We start from the raw sequence: 22,915 nt of genomic DNA, 5'->3' as shown, positions 1-22,915 counted from the left end.
AGAGGGGAGGTTTGAAGCGTAGTCATGTGTTTTATGTGTGCTGCGCCGGGTCTTTCATGTTATTCATGCATCTAAGTCGGGTGATCCCGTCTTTGAGAAGGGGAACATTAAAATTGATCAACAACCCCAGTTGCTTATTGGTCAATTTCAAGTATGACATCAACTGAGCCTCATATATAGGTAGAATGTTGTTGACTGATTTTAGTTCAAGTATTACTGAGTTCTCAACGATCAGATCTGCCCGCAACCTGGAAATGATGCTCAATTCTTTGTAAGTGATAGGTATGATAACTTCCCGTTCAAAACTCAATTCACGATGATCCAACTCACAACACAAACACTCCATATATACGCTCTCGAGTAGTCCCGGTCTAAGATGGCGGTGTACCTCAATACACGCTCCGATGATCTTGCCACTAAGAGCATTTAGCTCACTATCAGTCAGTTTCATCTTTCTCCTCTTTGAGCTCTTCTCTGTCAACTCTGTTTCTCTGTGGTAAAAAATCCTCTGTTACTCTGTGTTAAAGAAAGCTCTTCAGCTTGGCGATCACATCGCTCACCTTGGAATTGAAGATCATCGAAGCGATCACGAAGGGTTTGTAGCCCGCTTCCTGATAGGTATGCAAGCGATAGCGTTCAAAGACGGTTTTCGCCACCTCTCCGCGAGCGCAGGAAACCCCGGAAATATCGGCGGGCAGGCAGTGTTCATAAAGTGCGTTGCCGCCTTTGGTGAGTTTCATCATCGCTTCGGTGCATTCCCAGTCCATGTGTTTGGCGTTTTCGGCAAGGCAGTGCTGTTCAAGCGCTTTGAGTCCTTCTTTGTCGCTTTGGCGCAAAAGACGCGTGCGCTGTTGCATCACCGCCATCGGCGCCCATGATTTGGGATAGACGACATCAGCTTCCGCAAATGCGTCCTGCATGGAATTTGTCACGCGGAAGGAGCCTCCGCTGTGTTTGGCAAAGGACTCGGCATTCTCGACCGTTTCAGTTAGCAGATCATAGCCCTCGGGATGAGCGAGAACGACTTCCATGCCAAAGCGGGTCATCAGATTAATCACTCCCTGGGGCACGGAAAGCGGTTTGCCATAACTGGGGGAATATGCCCAACTCATGGCGATCTTCTTTCCCTTGAGGTTTTCCAGCCCGCCAAAATAGTCCTTGAGCTTGAGCAGATCGGATATGCTCTGAGTGGGATGATCAAGATCGCACTGTAGATTCACGAGCGTGGGTCTTTGCGCCAACACACCTTCGGAAAAGCCTTCACTGACCGCGTCTGCGACTTCCTTCATATAGGAGTGTCCTTCGCCGGGATACATGTCGTCGCGGATGCCGATCACTTCCGTGAGAAAGGAGATCATCGCCGCGGTCTCGCGAACTGTCTCTCCGTGGGCGATCTGGGATTTGACTTCGTCGAGTTCGGAAAGCGCCAACCCGAGTCCGTTTACCGCGGAGGCAAAACTGAAACGCGTGCGGGTGCTGTTGTCCCGAAAGATGGAGATCGCCAAACCATAGTCAAAGACGCGCCAGGGTTTCTTTTCCCTGTGCAGGAGCTGCAGGATTTCCGCCACCGCCATCACGGCTTTGAGGTTGTCCTGGCTGTTTTCCCAGGTCAAGAGGAAATCCTTGCCGAAGTTATCGGTTTTCAGCTCTTCCAGTTCCATTAATAGGGCTTTGATTTGATCGATATTACTCATGATAGTACTCCTTGAAAAGATGATTATTGGTCTTGGTTTGTGGCTCTCATCCGCTGAGCAGCCGCCATCACGGCATCGACGATCTGTTGATAACCGGTGCAGCGGCAGAGGTTTCCCTTGATCGCTTGTCTGATCTGGATCCGGGAGGGAGAAGGATTCTTTATCAGTAAAGCATAGGCGGAAAGCACCATGCCCGGGGTGCAGAAACCGCATTGGATCGCGCCGCAATCGATGAACGCCTGCTGGATCGGATGGAGCGAGCCGTCGGGAAGTGCCAGTCCCTCGATGGTGAGCGCGGATTTGCCCTCAAGGTTTTTCAGCAGCAGTTTGCAAGCGCGTAAAGGAAGATCGTCCACCAGCACGGTGCAGCTTCCGCAGACACCGATGTCGCAGCCGATCTTGGTGCCGGTGAGAGACAGCACCTCGCGCAGCCAGGTGGAAAGCTTCATTTCGGGGTTGGTGATCTGATGTGGAGTTCCGTTCACGGTGATCATGGTTTCATCCTTATCGGTTGATGGCAATGGCGTATACCGGTGGCGCGGAAGATGGCGTTGGCGATCGCAGGCGCCATCAGTTCATTCGTCGGTTCGCCGATTCCCTTGGCTTGGGAGGGGGAATTCGGGTCCGGATTTTCCACGATGATTGCCGTCATTTCAGGTAGGTCGGTAGCACGGGCGATGCGGTAGTCATGGAAATTGGATTGCAGCACCTTTCCCTCTTCGCAACGGCATTCTTCAAACAAGCCATAGCCGGCGCCCATTGCCATGCCGCCATAGAACTGACCTTCGAGCATCGCGGGATTGACCGCTTTGCCTACGTCGTGGGCGGCGACCATGTTGAGCAGCGTCACAGCGCCGGTCTTGGCATTGATTCTCAGCTCCACTGCTTGACAGCCATAAACCCAGGTGAAATATGCGTTTCCCTGTCCGGTGTGTTCGTCCCAATCCACCTTGGGAGCTTTGAAAACACCGAAGGAATAAGGGAAAATCTGTTTGGAATAGCAAAGCCGGATTGCCTCATCCCAGGAGAGTAGGACATTTCCATCCTTATCGAGCAGCTTGCCTTCGGCGAAGCTCTCCACTTTCTTTCCAAGTTCGGAAAGCACCAACTCTGCGATGATCCTTTTTAGGTTGGCAGCGGCATTGACAACTGCGCCGCCGCCCATGATCGTTCCGCGGGAGGCGACGGTTGTTCCTCCATCGGGAATGTTCGAGGTTGAAGGCATGCGATAGCGGATGCGTTCATGCGTGATGCCAAGCTCTTGAGACGCAAGCAGGATCATGGCGGATTCGGCTCCCTGACCGTTTTCGTGGATGCCGGTTTCCAGGAGCACCGAACCATCCGGTTGAACGTTGATGATAGCGGAATTGAAATCTACTCCTTCGGCGCCCAGACTCATGCCGCGATAGCTGATCGCCAAGCCGATGCCATACCATTCTTCCTGGTCGGGATCGCCGAAAGCGCAGAGTTTGCGTTTTTTATCATAGTCGATCTCTTTGAGCACCCGATCCATAACCTCTTGCAGGGAAACGGTATGCGTGTCCAAAACCTGTCCGGTGACGGTGACCGAGCCCTGCCTGACCATATTGATCCGTCTCAGCTCAATTTCATCAATTCCCAATTTCTCCGCTGCTATCTCGATCAGTTGTTCGATGGCAAAATTGACCTGCGGTGAACCGAAACCGCGCATCGCACCGCAAAAGATGTTGTTTGTTATTACGCCATAGACGTCGCAATGGACGTTCGGCACTTCATAACAGCCGCAGCATTGAACTGTGGAACGCCATGTGACCCATGGAGTTACGCTGCAATAAGCACCGCCGTCTGCCACCATGCGTACTTTTACAAAACTAATCTTCCCGTCTTTCAGAAAGCCGGCGCGATACTTAATCTTGTAAGGATGGCGTTTATAGCTTTCGCGCATGCTCCACTCACGACTGTAGGTGATCTTCATCGGTTTCTTCAAAAGCTGTGCACAGAGCGCAGCGCGGGCGCAAACCAAAGCTGCGGTATCGTCTTTACCGCCAAAGCCGCCGCCCATGGGGACTGTTTTCACTTCCACGTCCTTGAGTTCCAACCCCAAAGTGGAAGCGACAAAGCGCCTCGTGGAAAAAGGATGCTGCATGCTGCCGGTCACCTCCATCACTCCGTCCGGGCGAAGATGACAGAGCGATGATTCCGGTTCCAAATAGGCATGCTCGATGCGCGAAGTGCTAAAATCCTGTTCGATCACGACATCCGCTTCCTCTTCGCCCTTCAAGACATCTCCCCTGCGCACGCAGTGATAATTAGTAATATTGCTGCCATGGAAAGGATGCAGGATCGGCGCTTCGGGGTTCATCGCCGCTTCGGGATCGAGGATGGGAACCAGCGGTTCGAGTTTAACATTTACGAGTTTCGCCGCGGCAATCGCCTGATCGCGGGTTTCGGCAACCACCAAAGCCAGCACGTCTCCGGTGGAATTGATGTCTTTGTCCGCCAGAGTGGGGTAGTCCTTGATGATTTGTCCGAAACGGGCGCTGCCGGGGATGTCCTTTGCCGTGAATACAGCTTTCACGCCCGGGAGGGCAAGCGCGTCCGATGCGTCGATACAAAGCAGCCGCGCACGAGGCAGATCGCTATAAACGGGCACCGCGTGCAGCATGCCGTGCATGACCAGATCGTCCGTGTAGAGTGCCCTGCCGGTCACTTTGGCTATGGCGTCGTTGCGAAACGCGTGATTGTCCTTCATAATTCATCCATATCTTTCAAGAACTTAAATAACGTGGTCACCGGATTGTCTCAAAACCAACGCCGTCTTTGATGACCTCTCTCACTGCGATGGAGGCATCTCGGAAACTGAATCGCACAGCGGATCTCACTCGTCCAGCTGTCTCTGTTAAACAGCTTGTTTGCTTGTGAAACATTAGCGCAATCATATCTTATTTTGGATAGATGCAGAGCCGCATGCCTACAAGCGGCATGGGAATGATATTGCCGTCATAATAAATCAATTCCACCCCGGCTTCGAGCATAGTGCAGATTACTCCCGGGCTGTTGCGGATACCACCGACAACCGCCAAACGATAGATGTCGGCATCGGCGAGCTGACCCCGCCAGTGGATATCGGGATCGCTGTAATCATTTCTGTACCGAGCGAGGCGCGTCAAAGCGGTATAAGCAGGTCTGAAAGCGATGTGATATCCGGGCTTGCCGGCAGCAGGGCGCATCCGTTGGCTGAAAATCATGGGGACTTCGATAGACCAGGCAGTTGCCCCGATGTATAGATATTCATCTGCATAAAAGTAGAATGCTCCAGAGTAGGTATTTCCCTTCCAGTATCCATCCTTATAGATGGAATATGTGGGGGCGACCGCGAAACCGAAGTCTTCCGAGAAATCGAAACTTTTCTTCAGTGACAGTTTCACATCGTAACCAATCCCGGATTTCGCCTCCGTGTGGTATCCTTCTGGTTCCTTTGGGATTTTTGAAACCATACCGCTGATGGACGCTTCGCTGCCGAATCCGAGGCCGGCTTTCAGTTGCAACCTCCCTCCGATACCGAGGATAGTGCGCGGCAGCATATGTGCTGCGAGCTCCCAAAGGGGATCGGCGTTTGACTTGACCAGGGAAGTGTGATTGAATGTGACTCCATTAGTGTATGAAATCCCCACTTTACCCAATTCCAGAACTTCCGTGTCTTCCAGGGTAAGTGGAAATACGCCCGCATGACCAACAACCGGCAGGGCAATAAATATCACTGCAAGCAAGATAAGTGTTGGCTTTCGGTATAGAACCTGTGAGTATATCATCATATCCTCAGCGCTTTATCACACACTTTGGATCAACCACCAAACCGGTGGAGAATGCCGCAATCGGCATCAGATAGTATGTTCCATCACTATAGGCCGCTTCACACCCAAGCTCAAAAATCCAATACACCTTTGATTTTGTAAACTTCATGCCGCAAAGCATCGCCAAACGGTATAGTTCCGCTCTCTCAGGCCGTGAATCCGTATATTCATAATGAAATGCGTATGGGCCATAGGAATAGGAAAGGGACTTGCGAAAATCTCTTTCCAAGGAAGTGTAGCCGGGACGAAGGGTGAGGTTGGCAGCCATGGAGCTATTGTGTTTCCGCCAAAAATGGCTGTAAACAATAGGCATTTCGTAGATAACGGCGTCATAGCCCGTCCAAAATTGATAGTTGTCTATCTTGTTGCTTGTAGATGCTCCACGAACCAGCCCCCAGGTGGGAAGGATCGCGATACCGTCTCTGGGAGTGGGATTCCATACTTTCTTCAACGAAAACTTTGCCATGTATCCGAGGTCGAAGTCGTAGCCAAATTCCAACGAATTTAGGAAATAGTGATCCCCGGGAGAGAAGGGATTGACCTGCCCTGAAACGATTAATTCCATATTGTCTCCCAGCCCGTAGGATATCTTGTGGCGACCGGCACCGCGTGTATGGAAACTTTTACGCAGATTCAGACTATTCCCCCAAAGAGTGTCGCCGGGCGCGTCGATCCAGGCCCCGATGTCCTGAGTGCTTCCGGTCAAAAACTCTCTTCTGATAAGTCCGGAATCAATCGCATCGGCTGTCTCCAGTACAGAGGGATCGAAATGAGCACAGCCTGTAAATAATAAAATAACCAGTCCCGCAATACAAATCAGCTTAATATTTCTATTATTCCAGCCGCTGTTCCCGCGGAGGCGGGAATCCAGCCCATTAAAACACTCACCGAACATCAATACCATCCCACTTGATTGGACAAATCATCCCAATTCGGATTTGTCTTCTCGATCAGATTCAGTTTCCACTCAAGATTCCATTTTTTGATACGCTTTTCAGCTAGCAGTGTTTCTCTGATATCTTCAAAAACTTGAAACCAAACCAGTTTATGAATGCCAAACCGCTTTGTAAAACCTTCCTGAATGCCTTTTTTGTGTAGTTCTATTTTGTTAGCCAGGTTCCCGGTTACGCCGGTGTATAAGGTTCCATTGGTTTTGCTTGCAAGGATATAGACGTAGTAGTGTTTCATGGGGGGGTTAAGGAGCTGGATTCCAGCCTTCGAGACTGGAATGACGGCGGGAATGACAGAGGTCTGTGATCCCCATCAGTTTCGCGGGCTTGTGCATAGTCATGGAAACTAAATGCTCTCCCGATATCTTTCCGCTACGGACAAAGTGCTCATACATCGAGGAAAAGAGCGTTTCCAGTCCGGGAATACCGCAAGGCACCTTCTCCGGTTCGTCCTTGAAGCGGTCTTTGTCAGCATCTGTAAACGGACAATGATCTGTGGCGATGATATCGAAGACGCCGTCTTGCATCAGTTCCACCAATTGCCCGCGTGAAGCCTCTTTGCGAAAGGGTGGTGAGCAGAGCCAGCGGTGCGCGTTTTCACTCTTCAAAAGCTCTTCATTATAGATCAAATAGTGCGGCGCGGTCTCGCAAGTGATAGTTGGCAGGTGCTTTTTTGCCTCCGCGATGAGTTGAGCCGCCCTGGGTGTGGAAACATGAACGATATGCACGGGATAAGAATGCTTCAATGCAAGATTCAGAACCTTTTCCACGGCAAGGATTTCCGCTATTTCGGGTCGGCGAAGCGAATGGTCAAAAGGGTGCCGGAAAGGGTGTTTGGAACTTGCATCAGCCACGATGCCGTCATCTTCGGAGTGAACAAGCATTTTTGGCTTTATGTCTGCCAGATCCGTCATCCAGCGTTCTATCGTTTCGTAGGAGGAGTATAATCCGGCAGGGAGATATGTGGTGTAAAGCTTTATGTCGCAACCATCTTTGAATAATGGGATGATCTCGTCCGGGTGAGCTTTCACCGGTGTGAGATGCCAATGCACGTGACCCTCGAAGTCCGCTTGCGCGCGTTTTCTCATACGATGGTATTTATCCGTGAGAGTGATGCCCTCTTCTTCGGTTACGAAAGCGCCGATGCCAATTATCCCGTGCCGCTTGGCAATCAGATTGAGCGCCTTAAAATCGTCCCGTAAGACATATCCGCCAATGCGCTCCCCCACATGCACGTGGAAATCGCAGATTCCGGGCGGCAGGGTGTCAGAAACGTACGGCATTGATATCCTTGAGTCCGTGCCCGGTGATGAGCAGGACACAGCTTTCGCCCTGGAGGATCCATCCCTCTCGCAAAGCTGCTTTCAAGCCTGAAAGCGTGGCTGAACAGGATGGCTCGGCAAAGACGCCGCAGAGTCGGGCAAGCTCGCTCTGATCGTTCAATATCTCTTCGTCCGACACGCGCAGGGATCTTCCAACCGTTTCTTTGAGCGCGCGCACCGACCAATGCGCGTTTGAAGGAGTCTTCACGCTGATCGAATCCGCCACGGTCTGCGGCTTCAAGGCATCATGATAATCCCCTGTCTCCCAATAGGACGTGATGGCGTCAGAGGTTTCATTTTGCACAGACAGCAATCTCGGCAGGCGGTCTATGATTCCAGTCCGTTTCATATCCACAAAGGCTTTGTGGATTCCCGCGAGGATGACTCCATCACCCACAGGCACGACGATCCAATCCGGCACGCCGCCCATTTGGATAAATATCTCCAGCCCGGCAGTCTTTTTACCCTCGATAGTAAATGGATGATAGCCGGTGTTGCGATTCAGGCATGCGTGCGTTTCGGAATAAACCAGCGCCCGGGCAAAGGCATCGTCATAGGTGCCATCGACCTCGTGCAATTCGGCACCGTGGATTTTGATCTGCACCAGTTTAGCCAGCGGAGCTTTGGCAGGGGCGAAGATCACGGCTTTCTTTCCCGCAGAGGCACAAAGGCAGGCAAGCGAGGAAGCGGCGTTTCCGGTGGAGGCGCAAACGATTTCAGCAATGCCGAGACGGTTCGCTTCCGCCACGATCAATTGTGATGCCCTGTCTTTGTAGGAGCCGCTGGGATTGACACCGTCGTTTTTGACGTAAAGGTCACTCATACCGAGAGTTGCAGCGAGACGTTCAACTGGGAAGAGGGGTGTGTTGCCAACCGGAAGAGGTGGATAATATTTAAGCTCGACGGCGGAGAATAGTTCAATTAACCAATTGCTCTCTATCGGTTGTTCCACCGACTTTAGCCTGTTTTTCCACTCTTCCCCGATCGCCGCATAGTCAAACATCGTTTCCAGCACTCCCGGCAAGGGCATTCCCGGTTTGTAATCCTTTGAACATGCCGGACAAAGGTATCTCACCTCGTCCCGTCCATATACAGCCCCACACTGAGTACAACGGAAATGCTTGAAATAGTTCATCTTACCTATTTAACTCATAGACCAGCGCGGCATAGAAAGCAGCCGCTTCGGTGAGATGCTCGATCGGGCATGCCTCATTGGGCGCATGGGCAAAGACCTCATTGCCGGGACCCAGACCGATGCAAGGGATGCCATGCAAGCCGGATATCGCTACTCCGTTGGTGGAAAAAGTCCATTTATCCACTTTCGGCTCGCGTCCCAAAACCTGTTTATAGCACTGAACGGCGCTTTTCAACCATGGCGAATCGAGCGGTGTCACCCAGGTGGGGAAATACTTTTCGGTGGGATAGACCAGTCCGGTGAAAGCCGCTTCGGCATAGGTGAGCACCTCCACTTCCGCTTCCGGATGACCCGCCAGACAGCAGGCTTCGAGGACTTCCGCGACAGCGGATTCCTTGGTCTCTCCAAAAGTGAGGCGTCTGTCCAAAGCGATGCTTGCTGAATCCGGAACGGCGCATTGCGAGGGACCGGTGAAGAAGACCTGCGTCACGCAGATGCTGCCTTTGCCAAGGAAATCGTCCTGCTGGAGACGTTCGTGCAATTTCTCTATTTCCAAAGCGATACGGCTGATCTTATAGATGGCGTTGTCTCCTCTTTCCGGTGCGGAACCGTGACAGGAAAGACCCTTGACATTGACCATCATCTCCATGCGTCCACGGTGTCCGCGATAGATATTCATGTTGGTCGGTTCGGTGATAACGACCATTTCCGGGACGATCTTTCCCTCTTTGATGATATATTGCCAGCAAAGTCCGTCACAATCTTCTTCCATGACGGTGCCGGTGAAGTAGATCGTAAATTTATCGTTGAGCTTGAGGTCTTTGATGATTCTTGCCGCGGTGAGCATCGATGCCATCCCGCCTTCCTGATCGACCGATCCGCGTCCCCAGACCTTTCCATCCTTGACGTGAGCTTCGAAGGGCGGAAAATCCCAGAGCGATTCGTCGCCAGGATAGACGGTATCGATATGCGCATCGAAAGCGATGATGCGATCGCCGCGCCCGAGTTTTCCGATCACGTTTCCAAGCCCGTCGATCCAGGCATCGTCAAAGCCGGCTGCAAGCATTTCCTTCTTTATATATTCCACCACATCTTTTTCAAGCGTGGAAAACGCCGGAATGCGTACCATCTCAAGCAGATAGCGCGTGCTTTCTGATTCATAGCGTCTGGCGCAGGATAATATTTCCTGATACATTGCGAGCTCCTTAAAATCTGTCCCACAAGGATGCTGCTAACGAGCGGGAGCGCTTGCGGGCTTCCTCTTCGTCCAGATCCAACATCAATTGTTTGTTCCACATCAGCACTTTTCCCGCACAGATGGTGGTGTCCACCACGGCTTCGGCGATGCCATAGACTATGTGTCCCAGCCAGGTTTCCTCGTTCAGCGGAGTATGGGGATCATAATCGATAAATATGATATCGGCAGCGCTGCCTTCGGCGAGGGTTCCATGTCCGGCACCCCAATACTTCTGCGCGATCAGGGGATTGTTGAAAAGCAGCGTGGAAGCCAGTTCCATAAAGCCCCGGGCGGGATTGTTCTGTCTCAGGTGTTGCGCCCAGATGCCCACTCGCAATTCCTGCAACATATTCACGGTCATGGCGTCGGTTCCGAGACCAACGCAGAGCCCCAACTCTTCCATCTTGCAGACGTCCGCGATGCCAACGGCATTGTTCAAGTTTGATTGCGGATTAGTGACGATCGCGGCGCCTTTTTCTGCCGCAAGGATCATCTCGCGGGCGTTGAGATGGACTCCATGGGCGAGGATGGAATTGGCATTGATGAGTCCAAAGTCGTTGAGCCGTTCCACCACGCGTTTGCCATAATGTTCGATGTTGAATCTTTCGTCGGATTCCGCTTCGGCGGCATGGATATGTGTGCCGCAGTTCAACTTTTGCACCTGATCGGCGATCGTGTGCAAAGTTTCATCCCCAAGCGTGAAAGCGGCGTGCATGCCAAATAGCCCTTTCAGCATCGGATCGCGGCTTAGACCGCAGGATGCTATCCACTCAGCATTTTCCACAATGCCTTCATGCGCTTTTTCAGGACCATCGCGATCCGAGACTTCATAGCAGAGATTGGCGCGAATGCCGGTTTCTTTCACCGCTTTGGCGATTTGAGAGAGCGAACCGGGGATGGAAAATGGGCTGGCGTGATGGTCGATAATCGTGGTGCAGCCATGCCGAATGGCTCCTAATGCGGAAATCAAAGCACTGGCATGGACGTCCTCCAAAAGCAGCTTTTTATCCAATCGCCACCAGAGGTTTTCCAGCACTTCAATGAAATTTTTGGACGGTGCCGATTTGCCGAGACCGGTCACCAAAGTGGAATAAAAATGATGATGTGCGTTGATCAAACCCGGCATGACGATCTTGCCCGCGGCGTCAAAACGCTCATATTTCAAAAGCGAAAGCTCCGCCTCTGGTGCAATGCGCAGTATCTTTCCATCGGCTACAAGCACCGCGTGGTGTTCCAAAACAGGGCTTTTCCGGTCAAAGGTGAGGATCGTCCCGCCCACGATTATATACGAGTTCATTTTTCGTCTCCTCTATACGATGAGTAGCGCGCGATTAAATATAATACACTTTATTTGTCAACCAGAATCGCAGCCTCGGCTATGCGCCTATGGAATTACCGACGTCCCCGTCGGTTCCTGTCCGCAGGATCGGTTACGGATTTGAGGATGGTTTACAGATTTGCAGATGTTTCAAGTTCATCGCTACAATTGCCGAGGGGGATAGTATCTTTTCGTGTCGCCGACGGGGACGTCGGCGTTCCATGAGGTGGCGTTCCATGAGATTATGGATACCGAACTCCAATTCGGCTGTGGTTTGTTAAACTGTGGGAAATCGGAATTCCCCACCCCAATGTCACGACCTTCACCGAATTAATCCTTGACAGCATTCCGCGTCTCTGAGGATGGTGAGCATCATGGAAAATTCAAATTAGAGGAAATTGATGAAAGAAGGTTATATACCGAAAAATGACTTCCAGTCCATCTTCTTCACCGACAAAGCGGTGCAAGGTGGAAATGATATAAAGTCCCTGTTTCTCAGTCATCTGGAATATTCGTTGGTCAAGGACACCACCAACGTCAAGACTTGGGATATATATTATGCTCTGTCCCTGAGCCTGCGCGACCGCTTGATCGAACGCTGGCTGCGCACCCAATATGAATATCGCAAGCAGGACGTCAAAAAAGTCTATTACCTCTCAATGGAGTTTCTTATCGGCAGGCTTTTGGGCAATACCCTGATCAATCTTGATCTCTATAACGGTGCTTATGACATGCTGCGCGAGATGGGCTACGCGCTTGAGGACATCGCAGAACAAGAACCGGACATGGGACTCGGAAATGGCGGTCTCGGACGCCTGGCGGCTTGTTTCATGGATTCGCTTGCCACGCAGGCATATCCCGCCTACGGTTATGGCATCCGCTACGAATTTGGCATCTTCAAACAGGAGATTGTGCAAGGGTATCAAGTGGAGGAGCCCGATCACTGGCTCAAAAAAGGTTGCCCCTGGGAAATCCAGCGCCCGGAAATCACCTATCGTGTGCGCTTTGGCGGAAAGGTTCTCTCTGATGAGCAATCCGACGGACGGATTTTGCATCGGTGGGTGGATACCGAAGACGTGATGGCGGTGGCTTGGGACATTCCTGTTCCCGGCTACAAAGTTGACAATGTCAATAACTTACGCCTATGGCAGGCTACGGCTACGGATGAATTTGACTTTGACTATTTCAACAGCGGGGACTATGTCCGCGCCGTGGAAAAGAAGAACATCTCGGAAAACATCTCCAAGGTGCTCTATCCCAATGACAACATGCATCTGGGCAGGATCCTGCGCCTGAAGCAGGAATATTTCTTCGTCTCCGCCACGCTTCAAGATATCTTCGCGGGCTGGAAACAGGATCACGACAGCTTTGCCGACCTTCCGGACAAAGTGGCGATCCAGCTCAACGACACGCACCCCGCCATCGCTATTCCGGAAATGCTCAGAATCCTCATCGACGAGGAACGCCTGGGCTTTGAAGCCGCCTGGGACATTACCCGCAAGTGTTTTTCCTACACCAATCACACTATCCTCCCCGAAGCTCTGGAAAAATGGAGCGTGAGCCTCTTTGAAGACCTGCTCCCGCGCCATCTGATGCTGATCTATCAGATCAACAACCACATTTTGGCAGAAGTGACGCGCCTCTATCCCGGAAACATCATCAAAATGCGCAATATGTCCATCATTGATGAAGAACGCGAGAAATCCCTGCACATGGCAAGGCTCTGCATCCACGGAAGCCATACTGTGAACGGAGTGGCGGAGCTGCACACTTCCATTATCAAACAGCGCATTTTCCCGGATTTCTATGAAATGAACCCCGAAAAGTTTCAAAACAAGACCAACGGCATCACCCCGCGACTCTGGCTACGAACCTGCAATCCCCAATTGGCAAGCCTGATCTCGGAACACATCGGAGATAGTTGGATCCGCAATCTCGAATATATCCGCGGCATCGAACAATACCTCGATGATCCCGATTTCCGCACTTCCTTTCAGGAAATCAAGGACATCAACAAGCGTGCGCTCGGCAAACACATCTACCGCTTAACCGGCATCAGAGTCCGCTCGGACAGCATTTTCGACGTCCAGATCAAGCGGCTACACGAGTATAAACGCCAGCTACTAAACGTCTTGGGTACTCTGGCACGATATTGGCGGATCAAGGATAATCCGGAAGCTTTTTATGTGCCGAGAACCGTGATCTTTGCCGGAAAAGCGGCACCGGGATATTTCCTCGCCAAACGCCTGATCAAACTGATCAACAACATCGGCGAGATCGTGAATAAGGACGTGGACGTTGCCGATCGCCTGAAAGTCGTCTTTTTGCCAAACTACACAGTCTCTTTGGCGGAAAAGATCATCCCCGCGGCGGATCTTTCCGAACAGATCTCCACTGCCGGATACGAAGCATCCGGAACGGGAAACATGAAGTTTGCCCTTAACGGTGCTCTGACCATCGGCACCCTCGATGGCGCAAACGTCGAGATGGCTGAGGAGATCGGAGCTGAAAACATGTTTATATTTGGCATGAGTGCCGATGAAGTCACCCAGCTAAAACATTCAGGCTATGATCCTTACGACTGGTATAGCAATGATCCGGAGCTCAAACGCGTGATCGACAGCATTGCGGACGACACTTTCTGCGCACGCGAACCAGGCATCTTCCTACCGATCGTCAAATCACTGCTGGAAGGTGGTGATCCCTACTTGATGCTTACTGATTTTCAATCCTATCTGAAAGCCTCCAAACACGTGGACGAACTCTATCAAAACCGCGATGAATGGATCAAAAAGGCGATCATCAACATCGCCCGCATCGGCAAATTCTCCAGCGACCGCGCAATCCGTGAATATGCCGAAGACATCTGGAAAATCAAACCCTTGCTGCTGGATCTTCATTGAGCTTTTAGGAGATGCGGGTGCTTCAATCGGCAGTTGGCTCGGGCGGAAAAGCTTTCCTGATCTGCGTTTTGGGCTTGCTGTTTATTTTGCCCGCCACCGCAAGGGTTGTCATCAACGAAGTTTGCTATGATCCCGCGGGCGCGGACAGCGGCTATGAATGGATCGAACTCTATAACGCGGGGTCGGAAAATACCTATCTTGAAGGCGCCCAAATCCTCTCCGGCGGAAGCACTTACAGCCTTGTTTATACGCTTCCCTATTTCCTGCTGCGCCCGGGAAGATACCTCCTCATCGGGGAGGCAAACGTTCCCAACGCGGTGTTTTACACCAGTCTCGTTTTCCAAAACGGCGGCTCCGAAACCGATGGCATCCGCTATGTCTCTCCTGACGGATATTATACTGATACAGTACTTTACGACGAACCGAATACCAATGGCTTGATCGACGACAGTGGCAATCCCGGGCTCAGTTTCGCGCCCGACGTGCCTGCCGGATATTCTCTGGCGCGCGTCCGTTGCGGATGGGATACGGATGATTCATTCGCGGATTTCATCGCCGAAGTCAATCCCACGCCGGGGCTGTCAAACCGTGTGTATGTGGACTACGCGCTTGTCCATCCGCGGATTTGGGAAGAGGATGGAGATTGGAAGTTTGAAGTCTTTGTCAAAAACCAAGCTATCATCCCGCCGGCAGATTTACCGGATATGACGGTCAAGCTGGACGGCATCATCATCGCCAACCACTGCATCTGGTACATTCCACCCGGGGATTCGATCTATACGCTTACTTATCTACCAATCACGGAAGGGGTTAACCATCTCATCGAAGCTGAAATCGACCTTCCCGGAGATACCAACCCTGCAAACAACATCATCTCCCTCCACCTGCAGGGACAGGCACTCGAGGCGCCCTATATCAGCGAGTTTATGTATCATCCGCCCACCGGATTTCAGGAGTGGATCGAAATCCATCTACCGCTAACCGGCTCTGCAAAGCAAAACTACCGGATCAAAGACGCCGCCGACAACAGCCTTGCCTTTTCACTGCCCCCGCAAAGCGGATACTATGTTCTCTGCAATGCCCCCGCCCAGCTTTTATCCTTCTATCCGGATTGTCCATCCTCCTCAGTGATCCAAGTGAGCGGATGGGCGGCGCTCAATAATACCGGCGACAGCATCTATCTGTTTGATGAAAATGAACATATCATCGATTCCGTGAGCTACGTGGGTGTCTCTACTCAACAAGGAAAATCCCTTGAACACTACCAAAACCCGCAAAACCAAAGCGCCTGGCGCTATAGTTTTGATCCCTCAGGCGCCACTCCAGGCAGGCAAAACAGCGAACCCGCTCCCTCACATCCCGATATGAGAGGCAAATTAAACGTCTTTGGCAGCCCCTGTAAACCCTCACGAGGAGAATATGTCACCATCAGCTACCGCTTGGACGACAGCGCCAACAAAGCCTCCTGCAAGGTATATGACCGAAATGGAGCTTTGATCAAAGTGCTGGCAAACAACACCTCCATCGGCAGCGAGGGATCCTTCCTCTGGGACGCCAAAAACGAACGCGGAAAATTTGCCCCCCGCGGGCTCTACATCATCCTCTGGGAATCAAAGCCCGTCTCCGGCAACAAGATATTCCGCCGCCAACTCACCGCCGTGATCTATGATTGAGAAAACGGATTCATTGAGAAGGTGTTATGCAGTTTCCGCATCGAAGAGACATAAAATCGTAAAAGGCAGTCGCCTCGACTGCCATCGTTGCTCATCATTCGAGGCAGTGAAATTACGAATATATACAATTCAAGAATAGCCCTATAACCCAAGTCAATAGTGCTTTTACAGGACGTGGGGGTCATCAAATATCGTTGCGTGGGCATAATGCTGTTGAAATTTATCTACATTCTCACACAAAAAAGTGATTAAAAAACGAAAATATCCGTTGACAAAAGCTACTTAAACTTGAGATAAGGAATCATGAAACTTTTTAAAGGAGTTTACTATGAAGAAAGTTGTTTTGATTTTTGCCTTGATAGCTTGCATGGTTATCGTTTATGGCCAAGCGGAGCTTAACGCAAGGAAAGAGGCTGTCGGTTCTCAAACGGCAGAGTTGCAAAAGATTGGTTTTCCCCAGGTTCATAATATTGTTGAGCCTCAAGGCTCGTATGCAGAAGATGTGGCTTTTTCTGCGGATCCAGCCACCACCTATGGCACCCGCGTACTCAAAACAAGCACGGGAACTACTTGGGGCACAAGCGCCCATTGGTCTCCAACGGTGTCCCTACTGCCGCTGATGATGTGGTCATTAATACAAATATGGCAGTGGCGTCTGCTGGCACATGCTTGAGTTTAACCGTCAATAGTGGATTTACTTTAACGATCAATAGCACAAGATCGGTTACGGTAGGTACAGGCGGTGCTACCAATAATGGGACCATTGTTTTAACTGCCGGAACTTCAACTACCACCACATCTTTGTTTGATGCCGGGAACTTCACAAATAGTGAAACCGGTATCTTAACTGCTACCGGTGCCTTTACCCAAGTCTATTTTAATGGAACAGTAGCACGTTCATTTACAAATAATGGCACAGTAACTGCCCCATTGAATCAACTGGTTTTGGCAAGCTCTTCTACCGTGACCCTTTTAGGCAGCAATCAGATCCTCTGCCTAAGAGTTAATTTGTATTACGGAACATTTGTAAATTCCAATCGGATTACCTTCGGAACCGGCGGAACATCTTATGGTGTAGTTCAAATCTCTGCCAACACAACTTATGCTGCGGGCAGCTTTGATCAACCTCCGACCTTCAACTTGGGAACCTCAGGAATGCAATTATTGTATGCTCCAGCACTAAATAACTACTCCACTTCTTTTGAAGTCCCTCCAAACGGCGTCGTTGCCTATTTTTTAGTTGTTTGCACTCCCCGGACTGTGAACATGACCAGAGATATCACCATACCTTGGGTATATACTCCCGGTCTTAATTTATCCTCCGGAACCTTGAATATCGGCGCAAACACGCTTACTATAAACGCAACGATTGGCGTGGCAACCGGAACCTTAACCGGCAGCACTTCATCCAATATTATTTTTAACGGAACTCCGGCAACGACATTGCCCGCTGTTTCCGGAGGGCTAAATAACCTGACCCTTAATAATTCTGCCCAAATAGCCCTAAGCGGAGCGGTTACTGTCAACGGCACATTAACTCTGGCGCAGGGAAGCCTGAGCAACGGCGCTTTTTTAACCATGGCATCAGGAACAACCATTTCACGGTCAACCGGTAGTTTAACTCATGCACCTATACTCGGCGGGACGGTTAATCTGTTATATACCGGCGGTTCGCCAATAGCTACCAGAATTGAAGTACCTGCAGCCTCTTCCGCGATAAATAATTTAACCACAAATACCGGTGGACTGACTCAAAGCCTTACTCCAACGGGAGGATCAGAATCAACCTCATATACTCAAGGCTTCAATGCAGCTACGATACCGGCAGATTGGGCAGTAGAAATAGTTAATAATCCCACTGGTGTTGTTCCCACTATAACTTTTGTTACCACAGGCCTCAATCCCACGGTCAATCCCAACGAAGGAACTCATTTTGTCCGGTTTAACTCTTTTGATTGCGAATCTGGAGACCGGATCAGGCTAAAGAGGACTACGGCACTATCAACTGTCGGAAGAATGAACATCGGGGTTGTGTTCGCTTGGTATATGGATAACGGCTATACGAACGCCGACAACGTCACGGTTCAATGGTCCACAGACGGTACTGTCTGGAACGATTCATTTGCGTATTTCAGATATAGCGCTACCAATGCGTGGGTGACAAATACTTGTTTCTTCCCCGCCGGAGCGGAAAATCAGGCGACCCTTTATATTGCTTTTCTGTTTACCAGCGCTTACGGGAATAACTGCTCCCTGGATCATCTGAGAGTCAATGTCACTACTCCGGTGGCATCCAGCGTCACCGTAAACGGCACGCTTAATTTGACCGGCAATTATACTATTGGAAACGGAAATACGCTCACCATTGCCGGTACAGTTGCAGGTGCGGGTGGGCTAACCGGCGGTGCTACATCGGACGTTACGGTTTCAACCGGTGGCAATATCACATTACCCGCTGTTATGAATACTTTAACCATAAACTCTGGTGGGGGAGTAAGCCTTCCCAATAATGTGACGGTTGGGAGCTTGACAGTAGCCAGTGGCAGCCTGAATTTGAACGGTTATTCCTTATCATTTACCGGTGCGCCAAATCTCAGTTTCCCCGGCACGGGGATTGTTGCGAGCTTGGCTGCTACGGAAACCGAAGCTGTACTAATGCCTGACAGGATAAACAGGCAGTGGCCTATAACAGGGGGATTGTTATCAAACCTGCATGCTACATTTACTTGGACAGCCCTTGACGATAATAATTTTAACTGGACAGGTCAAACTCCCGCAGTCTATCAAGGCATCACAAAACTCGGAACTGTTTCATTCGGCTCCCGCACAATCACTGCTCTGATAACTTCATTAAGCGGGAAAGCTGAATTTACGATCGGGTTGGAAGATGGAGGTACCTTGCCTGTGGAGCTGTCATCTTTCACCGCTGCTATCAGTGCCACCGGATTTGTGCGTTTGATGTGGGTAACCCAATCTGAAACAAATGCTTTGGGATACAATATCTTCCGTGGCAGCGAGCCGGTATTGGAAACCGCATTGCAGCTTAATGTGTTTATCCAGGCCACTAATACTTCGCAAGTACAGGTATATCAATACACGGATTCAGAAGTATTTGAGCCCAGTACCTATTACTACTGGTTGCAGATCTTGGATTTGGATGGAACCATCGCTTTCCATGGACCTATTTCAATTGACTTCACCAACGGGAATAACCCGGGCGCGCCGCCAGTACCGATGATCACGGAGTTGAAGAGTATTTATCCCAATCCATTTAATCCCAATGCCTATATCAGCTATAGCTTGGATAAGGCTTCAACGGTTAGCTTGGTGATCTATAATGCGCGTGGGCAGATTATCCGAACCTACAATGAAGGGAGTAAAAATATTGGTAACTACCAAGTTTACTGGAACGGCTGTGATAACAGTGGCAGAGAATGCGCTACCGGAGTGTATTTCGTCCGGATGACTGCCGGTACATTCAGCTTCACCCGCAAAGCGGTTCTGATGAAATAGGATCCTCATAACTCCTTCGATAAACAACAAATGACCCAGTCACTTAGGTGGCTGGGTTTTTCCTTTGTTCGACAAGTGATCTTTGTTTTTTATAGCCCAAGTTTCGCAAAGTAGTGCCTAAGTAATTGAAAAATAGACGGGAAGGAGATGATATAAACACAGAGTAAAGCAGAGCAAAAACAGAGAAATGAGAGATATTTGTCGATGGAACGGAATATGGAATTACCGACGTCCCCGTCGGTTACAGCGCGCGCTATCTTGTATCGTCAATGATGGGGCTGACGCGCATGAACCGACGGGGACGTCGGTAATTCCATATTCAGTCCTACGGACGGGACAGTTTTTGTGCAGTACTATTTGATCAGGCTTATCTTCCTTGTCAGCAGGTGTTTATCGTATTTCAAGCGCAGTAGATAGATACCTGTGGATAGGTCTCTTCCTCCTTCGTCTTTGCCGTCGAATAGAATCCGATGCGAACCGGTATTTACTTGTGAATCGATCAGTTTGCGCACGCGTTGCCCCCTGATGTTGAAAAGTTCCATTACCACAAAAGCGGAGCGGGAAAGCGAGAAATTGATCGAAGTGCTCGGATTGAAGGGATTGGGAAAGACGCATAGGCTCGCGGATAAAGCGGGAATGAAATTATCGTCATTCGGCAAAGCGGGATCGAGATGGGGAATGATGCTTTGCAAAAGGGCTCGCACTCCATCCGCCTGCATGAAATATAGCGGAAAGCCAAACATGACCAAGCGCCCGCCCGAGGGTTGGATGTCATATCTGAAAGCGGCGATCTGTCCGTTGCCGGCAGCCGTTGCGGACATGGTCGCGGTGTAGAGCGGGTTTTGGACATTGGCAAATGTGTAGATCTGGGGCAGCATACCGTTCCAGGAAGCGGCGGTTTTGAGTGGATCGACTTCCAGATCGGCATAAATATCCGATCTTGCGCTGATCAGAGATGCGGAATTGTCATAGATCAATTGCGCTCCTCCGGTGAAACGGGAAATGAAGCTATCACTCAGCACGGAGGCAGTTTTCCATCCGGAAAGCAGCACTCTGCCGCCGCCGAGGATATATCCACCCAGGGTGTTTTGATGATCGATGAGCAGATTCTGGGAAAAATCATCCGCGTGCCAGAGCACAACTCTATATGTGCCAAGTATGTCCAATGGCGGCAACCCTTGAGTGGCGCAGTCCCATTCGTCAAAAACCAGAGGAGTCAGTGCCGCGGTATAGAAAGCGTCCACCATTTGGTCGTTGGGATTGATGTTTGCGCCGTTGCCGTCGCGGGTTTCATCCACAACCAGGAGTGAATTGGCAAAAGTGAACGCGACCGGAGTGGCATTCATGGGGGTGGACTTTGCAGTAAAATATCCTTGCGCGTCGATGGCGGAAACCGCATACTGATAAGCGGTTCCGTTTTGCGCGCTGCTGTCCGTATAGCTCAAAGCGTTGAGGGGAGCGGGATTGAGCAAGACCCATGCCCCCGCTGTGCCTGGACGGCGAAAGATGTTGTATGAAAGGGACGGATCGCCCAAAAAGCTCTGCCAGGAGATCAACACAGCAGCGTTTGAAGGCAGGCATTCGGTGAGGACGGGTTTCTGTTGATTTATCAGGCGCAGCAGGGTCCAGTTGTTGTGATTGGGAGTGATCGTGATCGCATCCGGATCAAACACGTGGGGATAATAACCTGCATGACCGGAAGGAGTTGCCATCACGTATAGAGAATCCGAACCAGCGTTGTAGCTGATCCGGAAAGGAACTTCGAGGTGAAACTGCGTGGATGTCGGCGAAGTCGTCTTTGCCATGATCTTGGTGGGGGAATTGGACAAAGGGTTCTGCCAGAGGGAATATTCCAGCGAAGGGACGCCGGGACTATAAATCCATTGGAGGAAAAACTGGTGCAGGTCCATCCCGCTGATCTGTTCCGCCATCGTCTGTAGCTCTGAAGTTATTGCGTTTCCATTGTGATAGGTGCTCACCCACTGCTGAAGCAGTTGAAAAAAGTTCGCCTCTCCGATCTTGAGACGCAGCATGTGCAAGACGGAGGCGGCTTTCTCATAAGATGGCGGCGAAAAATAGTCGTAGAAGCTTGGATTATATATGGTTTGCGCTCCGGCTCCGGCTTCCCAGTTCAGGTAATATTGGTGATAGCTGCTGCCCACATAGTTTGCAGATGCTTGCCAGCCCTGGGTTTTATCCACCCAAAGGTGTTCGGAATAAGTGGCAAAGCCCTCTGAGAGCCAGACGTCCTTGAAAGTGAGGAAGGAAACGCAATTGCCATACCATTGATGCGCAAGCTCGTGGGCAATGATCAGTTCATAAGCGCCGGTTCCGGTGATGATGAAGTTTCCGAGCGTGGTCATCGTCTGATGTTCCATCGCGCCGTAGGTGCTCATACTGACTACGGCATTGCCATATTTTTCAAAGGGATAGGCACCGAAGACCGACGAGAAATAGTTGATCATGGCGGGTTGATTGGCAAAATCCACGAGGGCGTTGTTGTATTGGTTCGGCAACACAAAATTGTGAATAGGGATGCCTCCGGCGCTTTGAAGAATCTCGACATAGGGACCTGCAGTGATGCAAACCAGATAGGTGGTCATCGGATGGGAACCGATCCAGTGAGTGGTTGAAGAGCCGTCTCCGTTGTTGACGATGCCGCTTCTGATGCCGTTTGCCGCCACTTTCCAATCGCTGCGCATGGTGATATGCAGATCCACAATCGCTTTGTCCCAAGGGTAGTCATAGCAAGGCCACCAATAGCGTCCGGCGTCGGGATCGCTGATCGTGAACACGCTATTCGTGGAAAAGATCATGCCGATCTGATAGAGATTTGGAGATAGCTGCGGATAGCCGGAATAGAAAACTTGGGTCGTGAAGGTCTGTCCCACTGGGATATTGAGCGCGATATTGATGAGCCCGCCGGTGTGAGTAAAGGTTGCCGGAGCGTCATTGACGAGGATGGCGCTCACGTTCAGGTTGTGCAGGTTATATTGCAGAGCAGTGAGATTTTCCTCCGCCAGCACGGTGGTGAGTACATTTCCGGAGATAAACCTGCTGATGTCGTTGATCGTGAGCGTGATTTCATATTTGATGACGTCAAATCCGGTGGCGGAATCCGCCCTCGCGGTTTCATGGCTGCGCATCCGGAAATGCGGTTTCAGTGCATGGCGATCCCGCGCTTGCAGGATGCCTGCACTCAGTAATATCATCAGGCAAAATAGTGCCGGTCTCAGCATCGTTTTCATCTCCAATCTCCTTTAGAGGGCGTCAAAAAAACCCTTCAAACAGTCTGATCCAATGCTGTTGCAAATATGTTTCCATAGTCCTGATTATT

General features: G+C 50.7%; 16 protein-coding genes. 4 read left to right on the top strand and 12 right to left on the bottom strand.

Going from position 1 to position 22,915, the window contains the following annotated elements:
- Nucleotides 1-31 precede the first annotated feature (31 nt).
- The 11 genes from Q8M98_08585 to ssnA all read right to left on the bottom strand — a co-directional run bounded on the left by Q8M98_08585 (nt 32) and on the right by ssnA (nt 11,468).
- Nucleotides 32-451 (bottom strand): GxxExxY protein, encoded by a 420-nt coding sequence (locus tag Q8M98_08585; GenBank protein ID MDP3114819.1) that lies wholly within the window; start codon nt 449-451, stop codon nt 32-34.
- A 70-nt stretch (nt 452-521) separates the two neighbouring features.
- Nucleotides 522-1,694 (bottom strand): knotted carbamoyltransferase YgeW, encoded by a 1,173-nt coding sequence (ygeW, locus tag Q8M98_08580; GenBank protein MDP3114818.1) that lies wholly within the window; start codon nt 1,692-1,694, stop codon nt 522-524.
- 23 nt (nt 1,695-1,717) lie between these two features.
- A complete protein-coding gene (locus Q8M98_08575) occupies nt 1,718-2,188 on the bottom strand; it encodes a (2Fe-2S)-binding protein (protein MDP3114817.1) in 471 nt (156 codons plus the stop codon).
- Nucleotides 2,185-4,425 carry a xanthine dehydrogenase family protein molybdopterin-binding subunit gene (locus tag Q8M98_08570; GenBank protein MDP3114816.1) on the bottom strand — a complete coding sequence of 747 codons (2,241 nt, stop codon included), beginning with the start codon at nt 4,423-4,425 and terminating at the stop codon, nt 2,185-2,187. Before Q8M98_08570 ends, Q8M98_08575 begins: the two co-directional genes overlap by 4 nt.
- A 190-nt stretch (nt 4,426-4,615) precedes the next feature.
- Nucleotides 4,616-5,434 carry a hypothetical protein gene (locus tag Q8M98_08565; protein MDP3114815.1) on the bottom strand — a complete coding sequence of 273 codons (819 nt, stop codon included), beginning with the start codon at nt 5,432-5,434 and terminating at the stop codon, nt 4,616-4,618.
- Between the two features lie 58 nt (nt 5,435-5,492).
- Nucleotides 5,493-6,233 carry a hypothetical protein gene (locus tag Q8M98_08560; protein ID MDP3114814.1) on the bottom strand — a complete coding sequence of 247 codons (741 nt, stop codon included), beginning with the start codon at nt 6,231-6,233 and terminating at the stop codon, nt 5,493-5,495.
- A gap of 188 nt (nt 6,234-6,421) precedes the next feature.
- Nucleotides 6,422-6,715, bottom strand: a complete 294-nt coding sequence (locus tag Q8M98_08555; GenBank protein ID MDP3114813.1) for a GIY-YIG nuclease family protein — start codon at nt 6,713-6,715, stop codon at nt 6,422-6,424.
- Between the two features lie 7 nt (nt 6,716-6,722).
- Complete coding sequence (locus Q8M98_08550) at nt 6,723-7,760, bottom strand: dihydroorotase family protein (GenBank protein ID MDP3114812.1); 1,038 nt, start codon at nt 7,758-7,760, stop codon at nt 6,723-6,725.
- Nucleotides 7,744-8,874 carry a threonine synthase gene (thrC, locus tag Q8M98_08545; GenBank protein MDP3114811.1) on the bottom strand — a complete coding sequence of 377 codons (1,131 nt, stop codon included), beginning with the start codon at nt 8,872-8,874 and terminating at the stop codon, nt 7,744-7,746. Before thrC ends, Q8M98_08550 begins: the two co-directional genes overlap by 17 nt.
- A gap of 61 nt (nt 8,875-8,935) precedes the next feature.
- The gene (locus tag Q8M98_08540; protein MDP3114810.1) at nt 8,936-10,129 is read right to left on the bottom strand and encodes a YgeY family selenium metabolism-linked hydrolase; all 1,194 of its coding nucleotides are present in this window, start codon (nt 10,127-10,129) and stop codon (nt 8,936-8,938) included.
- 10 nt (nt 10,130-10,139) lie between these two features.
- On the bottom strand, nt 10,140-11,468 hold the full coding sequence (ssnA, locus tag Q8M98_08535) for a putative aminohydrolase SsnA (GenBank protein MDP3114809.1): 1,329 nt from the start codon (nt 11,466-11,468) through the stop codon (nt 10,140-10,142).
- Nucleotides 11,469-11,890: 422 nt separating this feature from the next.
- On the opposite strand from ssnA, the gene Q8M98_08530 reads away from it, so the two are divergent.
- The 4 genes from Q8M98_08530 (at nt 11,891) to Q8M98_08515 (ending at nt 19,578) form a co-directional block, all read left to right on the top strand.
- Nucleotides 11,891-14,392 (top strand): glycogen/starch/alpha-glucan phosphorylase, encoded by a 2,502-nt coding sequence (locus Q8M98_08530; GenBank protein ID MDP3114808.1) that lies wholly within the window; start codon nt 11,891-11,893, stop codon nt 14,390-14,392.
- Between the two features lie 17 nt (nt 14,393-14,409).
- Nucleotides 14,410-16,065 carry a lamin tail domain-containing protein gene (locus Q8M98_08525; GenBank protein MDP3114807.1) on the top strand — a complete coding sequence of 552 codons (1,656 nt, stop codon included), beginning with the start codon at nt 14,410-14,412 and terminating at the stop codon, nt 16,063-16,065.
- Between the two features lie 328 nt (nt 16,066-16,393).
- Nucleotides 16,394-16,738: a hypothetical protein gene (locus Q8M98_08520; protein MDP3114806.1), complete on the top strand. Its 345-nt coding sequence runs from the start codon at nt 16,394-16,396 to the stop codon at nt 16,736-16,738.
- Nucleotides 16,735-19,578, top strand: coding sequence for a FlgD immunoglobulin-like domain containing protein (locus Q8M98_08515; GenBank protein ID MDP3114805.1), 2,844 nt, complete (start codon nt 16,735-16,737; stop codon nt 19,576-19,578). The genes Q8M98_08520 and Q8M98_08515 overlap by 4 nt, the downstream gene beginning before the upstream one ends.
- 353 nt (nt 19,579-19,931) lie before the next feature.
- On the opposite strand, the gene Q8M98_08510 is transcribed toward Q8M98_08515, so the two are convergent.
- Nucleotides 19,932-22,826: a M1 family aminopeptidase gene (locus Q8M98_08510; protein ID MDP3114804.1), complete on the bottom strand. Its 2,895-nt coding sequence runs from the start codon at nt 22,824-22,826 to the stop codon at nt 19,932-19,934.
- Nucleotides 22,827-22,915 lie beyond the last annotated feature (89 nt).

It is taken from the genome of Candidatus Cloacimonadaceae bacterium (assembly GCA_030693415.1).
GTDB lineage: Bacteria > Cloacimonadota > Cloacimonadia > Cloacimonadales > Cloacimonadaceae > JAUYAR01.
This window is presented reverse-complemented; position numbering and strand designations above follow the sequence as displayed.

Coding starts and splice junctions, on each gene's coding strand:
- Q8M98_08585 (MDP3114819.1), bottom strand. CDS start 451: ATGAAACTGACTGATAGTGAGCTAAATGCTCTTAGTGGCAAGATCATC.
- ygeW (MDP3114818.1), bottom strand. CDS start 1,694: ATGAGTAATATCGATCAAATCAAAGCCCTATTAATGGAACTGGAAGAG.
- Q8M98_08575 (MDP3114817.1), bottom strand. CDS start 2,188: ATGATCACCGTGAACGGAACTCCACATCAGATCACCAACCCCGAAATG.
- Q8M98_08570 (MDP3114816.1), bottom strand. CDS start 4,425: ATGAAGGACAATCACGCGTTTCGCAACGACGCCATAGCCAAAGTGACC.
- Q8M98_08555 (MDP3114813.1), bottom strand. CDS start 6,715: ATGAAACACTACTACGTCTATATCCTTGCAAGCAAAACCAATGGAACC.
- Q8M98_08550 (MDP3114812.1), bottom strand. CDS start 7,760: ATGCCGTACGTTTCTGACACCCTGCCGCCCGGAATCTGCGATTTCCAC.
- Q8M98_08540 (MDP3114810.1), bottom strand. CDS start 10,129: ATGTATCAGGAAATATTATCCTGCGCCAGACGCTATGAATCAGAAAGC.
- ssnA (MDP3114809.1), bottom strand. CDS start 11,468: ATGAACTCGTATATAATCGTGGGCGGGACGATCCTCACCTTTGACCGG.
- Q8M98_08530 (MDP3114808.1), top strand. CDS start 11,891: ATGAAAGAAGGTTATATACCGAAAAATGACTTCCAGTCCATCTTCTTC.
- Q8M98_08520 (MDP3114806.1), top strand. CDS start 16,394: ATGAAGAAAGTTGTTTTGATTTTTGCCTTGATAGCTTGCATGGTTATC.
- Q8M98_08510 (MDP3114804.1), bottom strand. CDS start 22,826: ATGAAAACGATGCTGAGACCGGCACTATTTTGCCTGATGATATTACTG.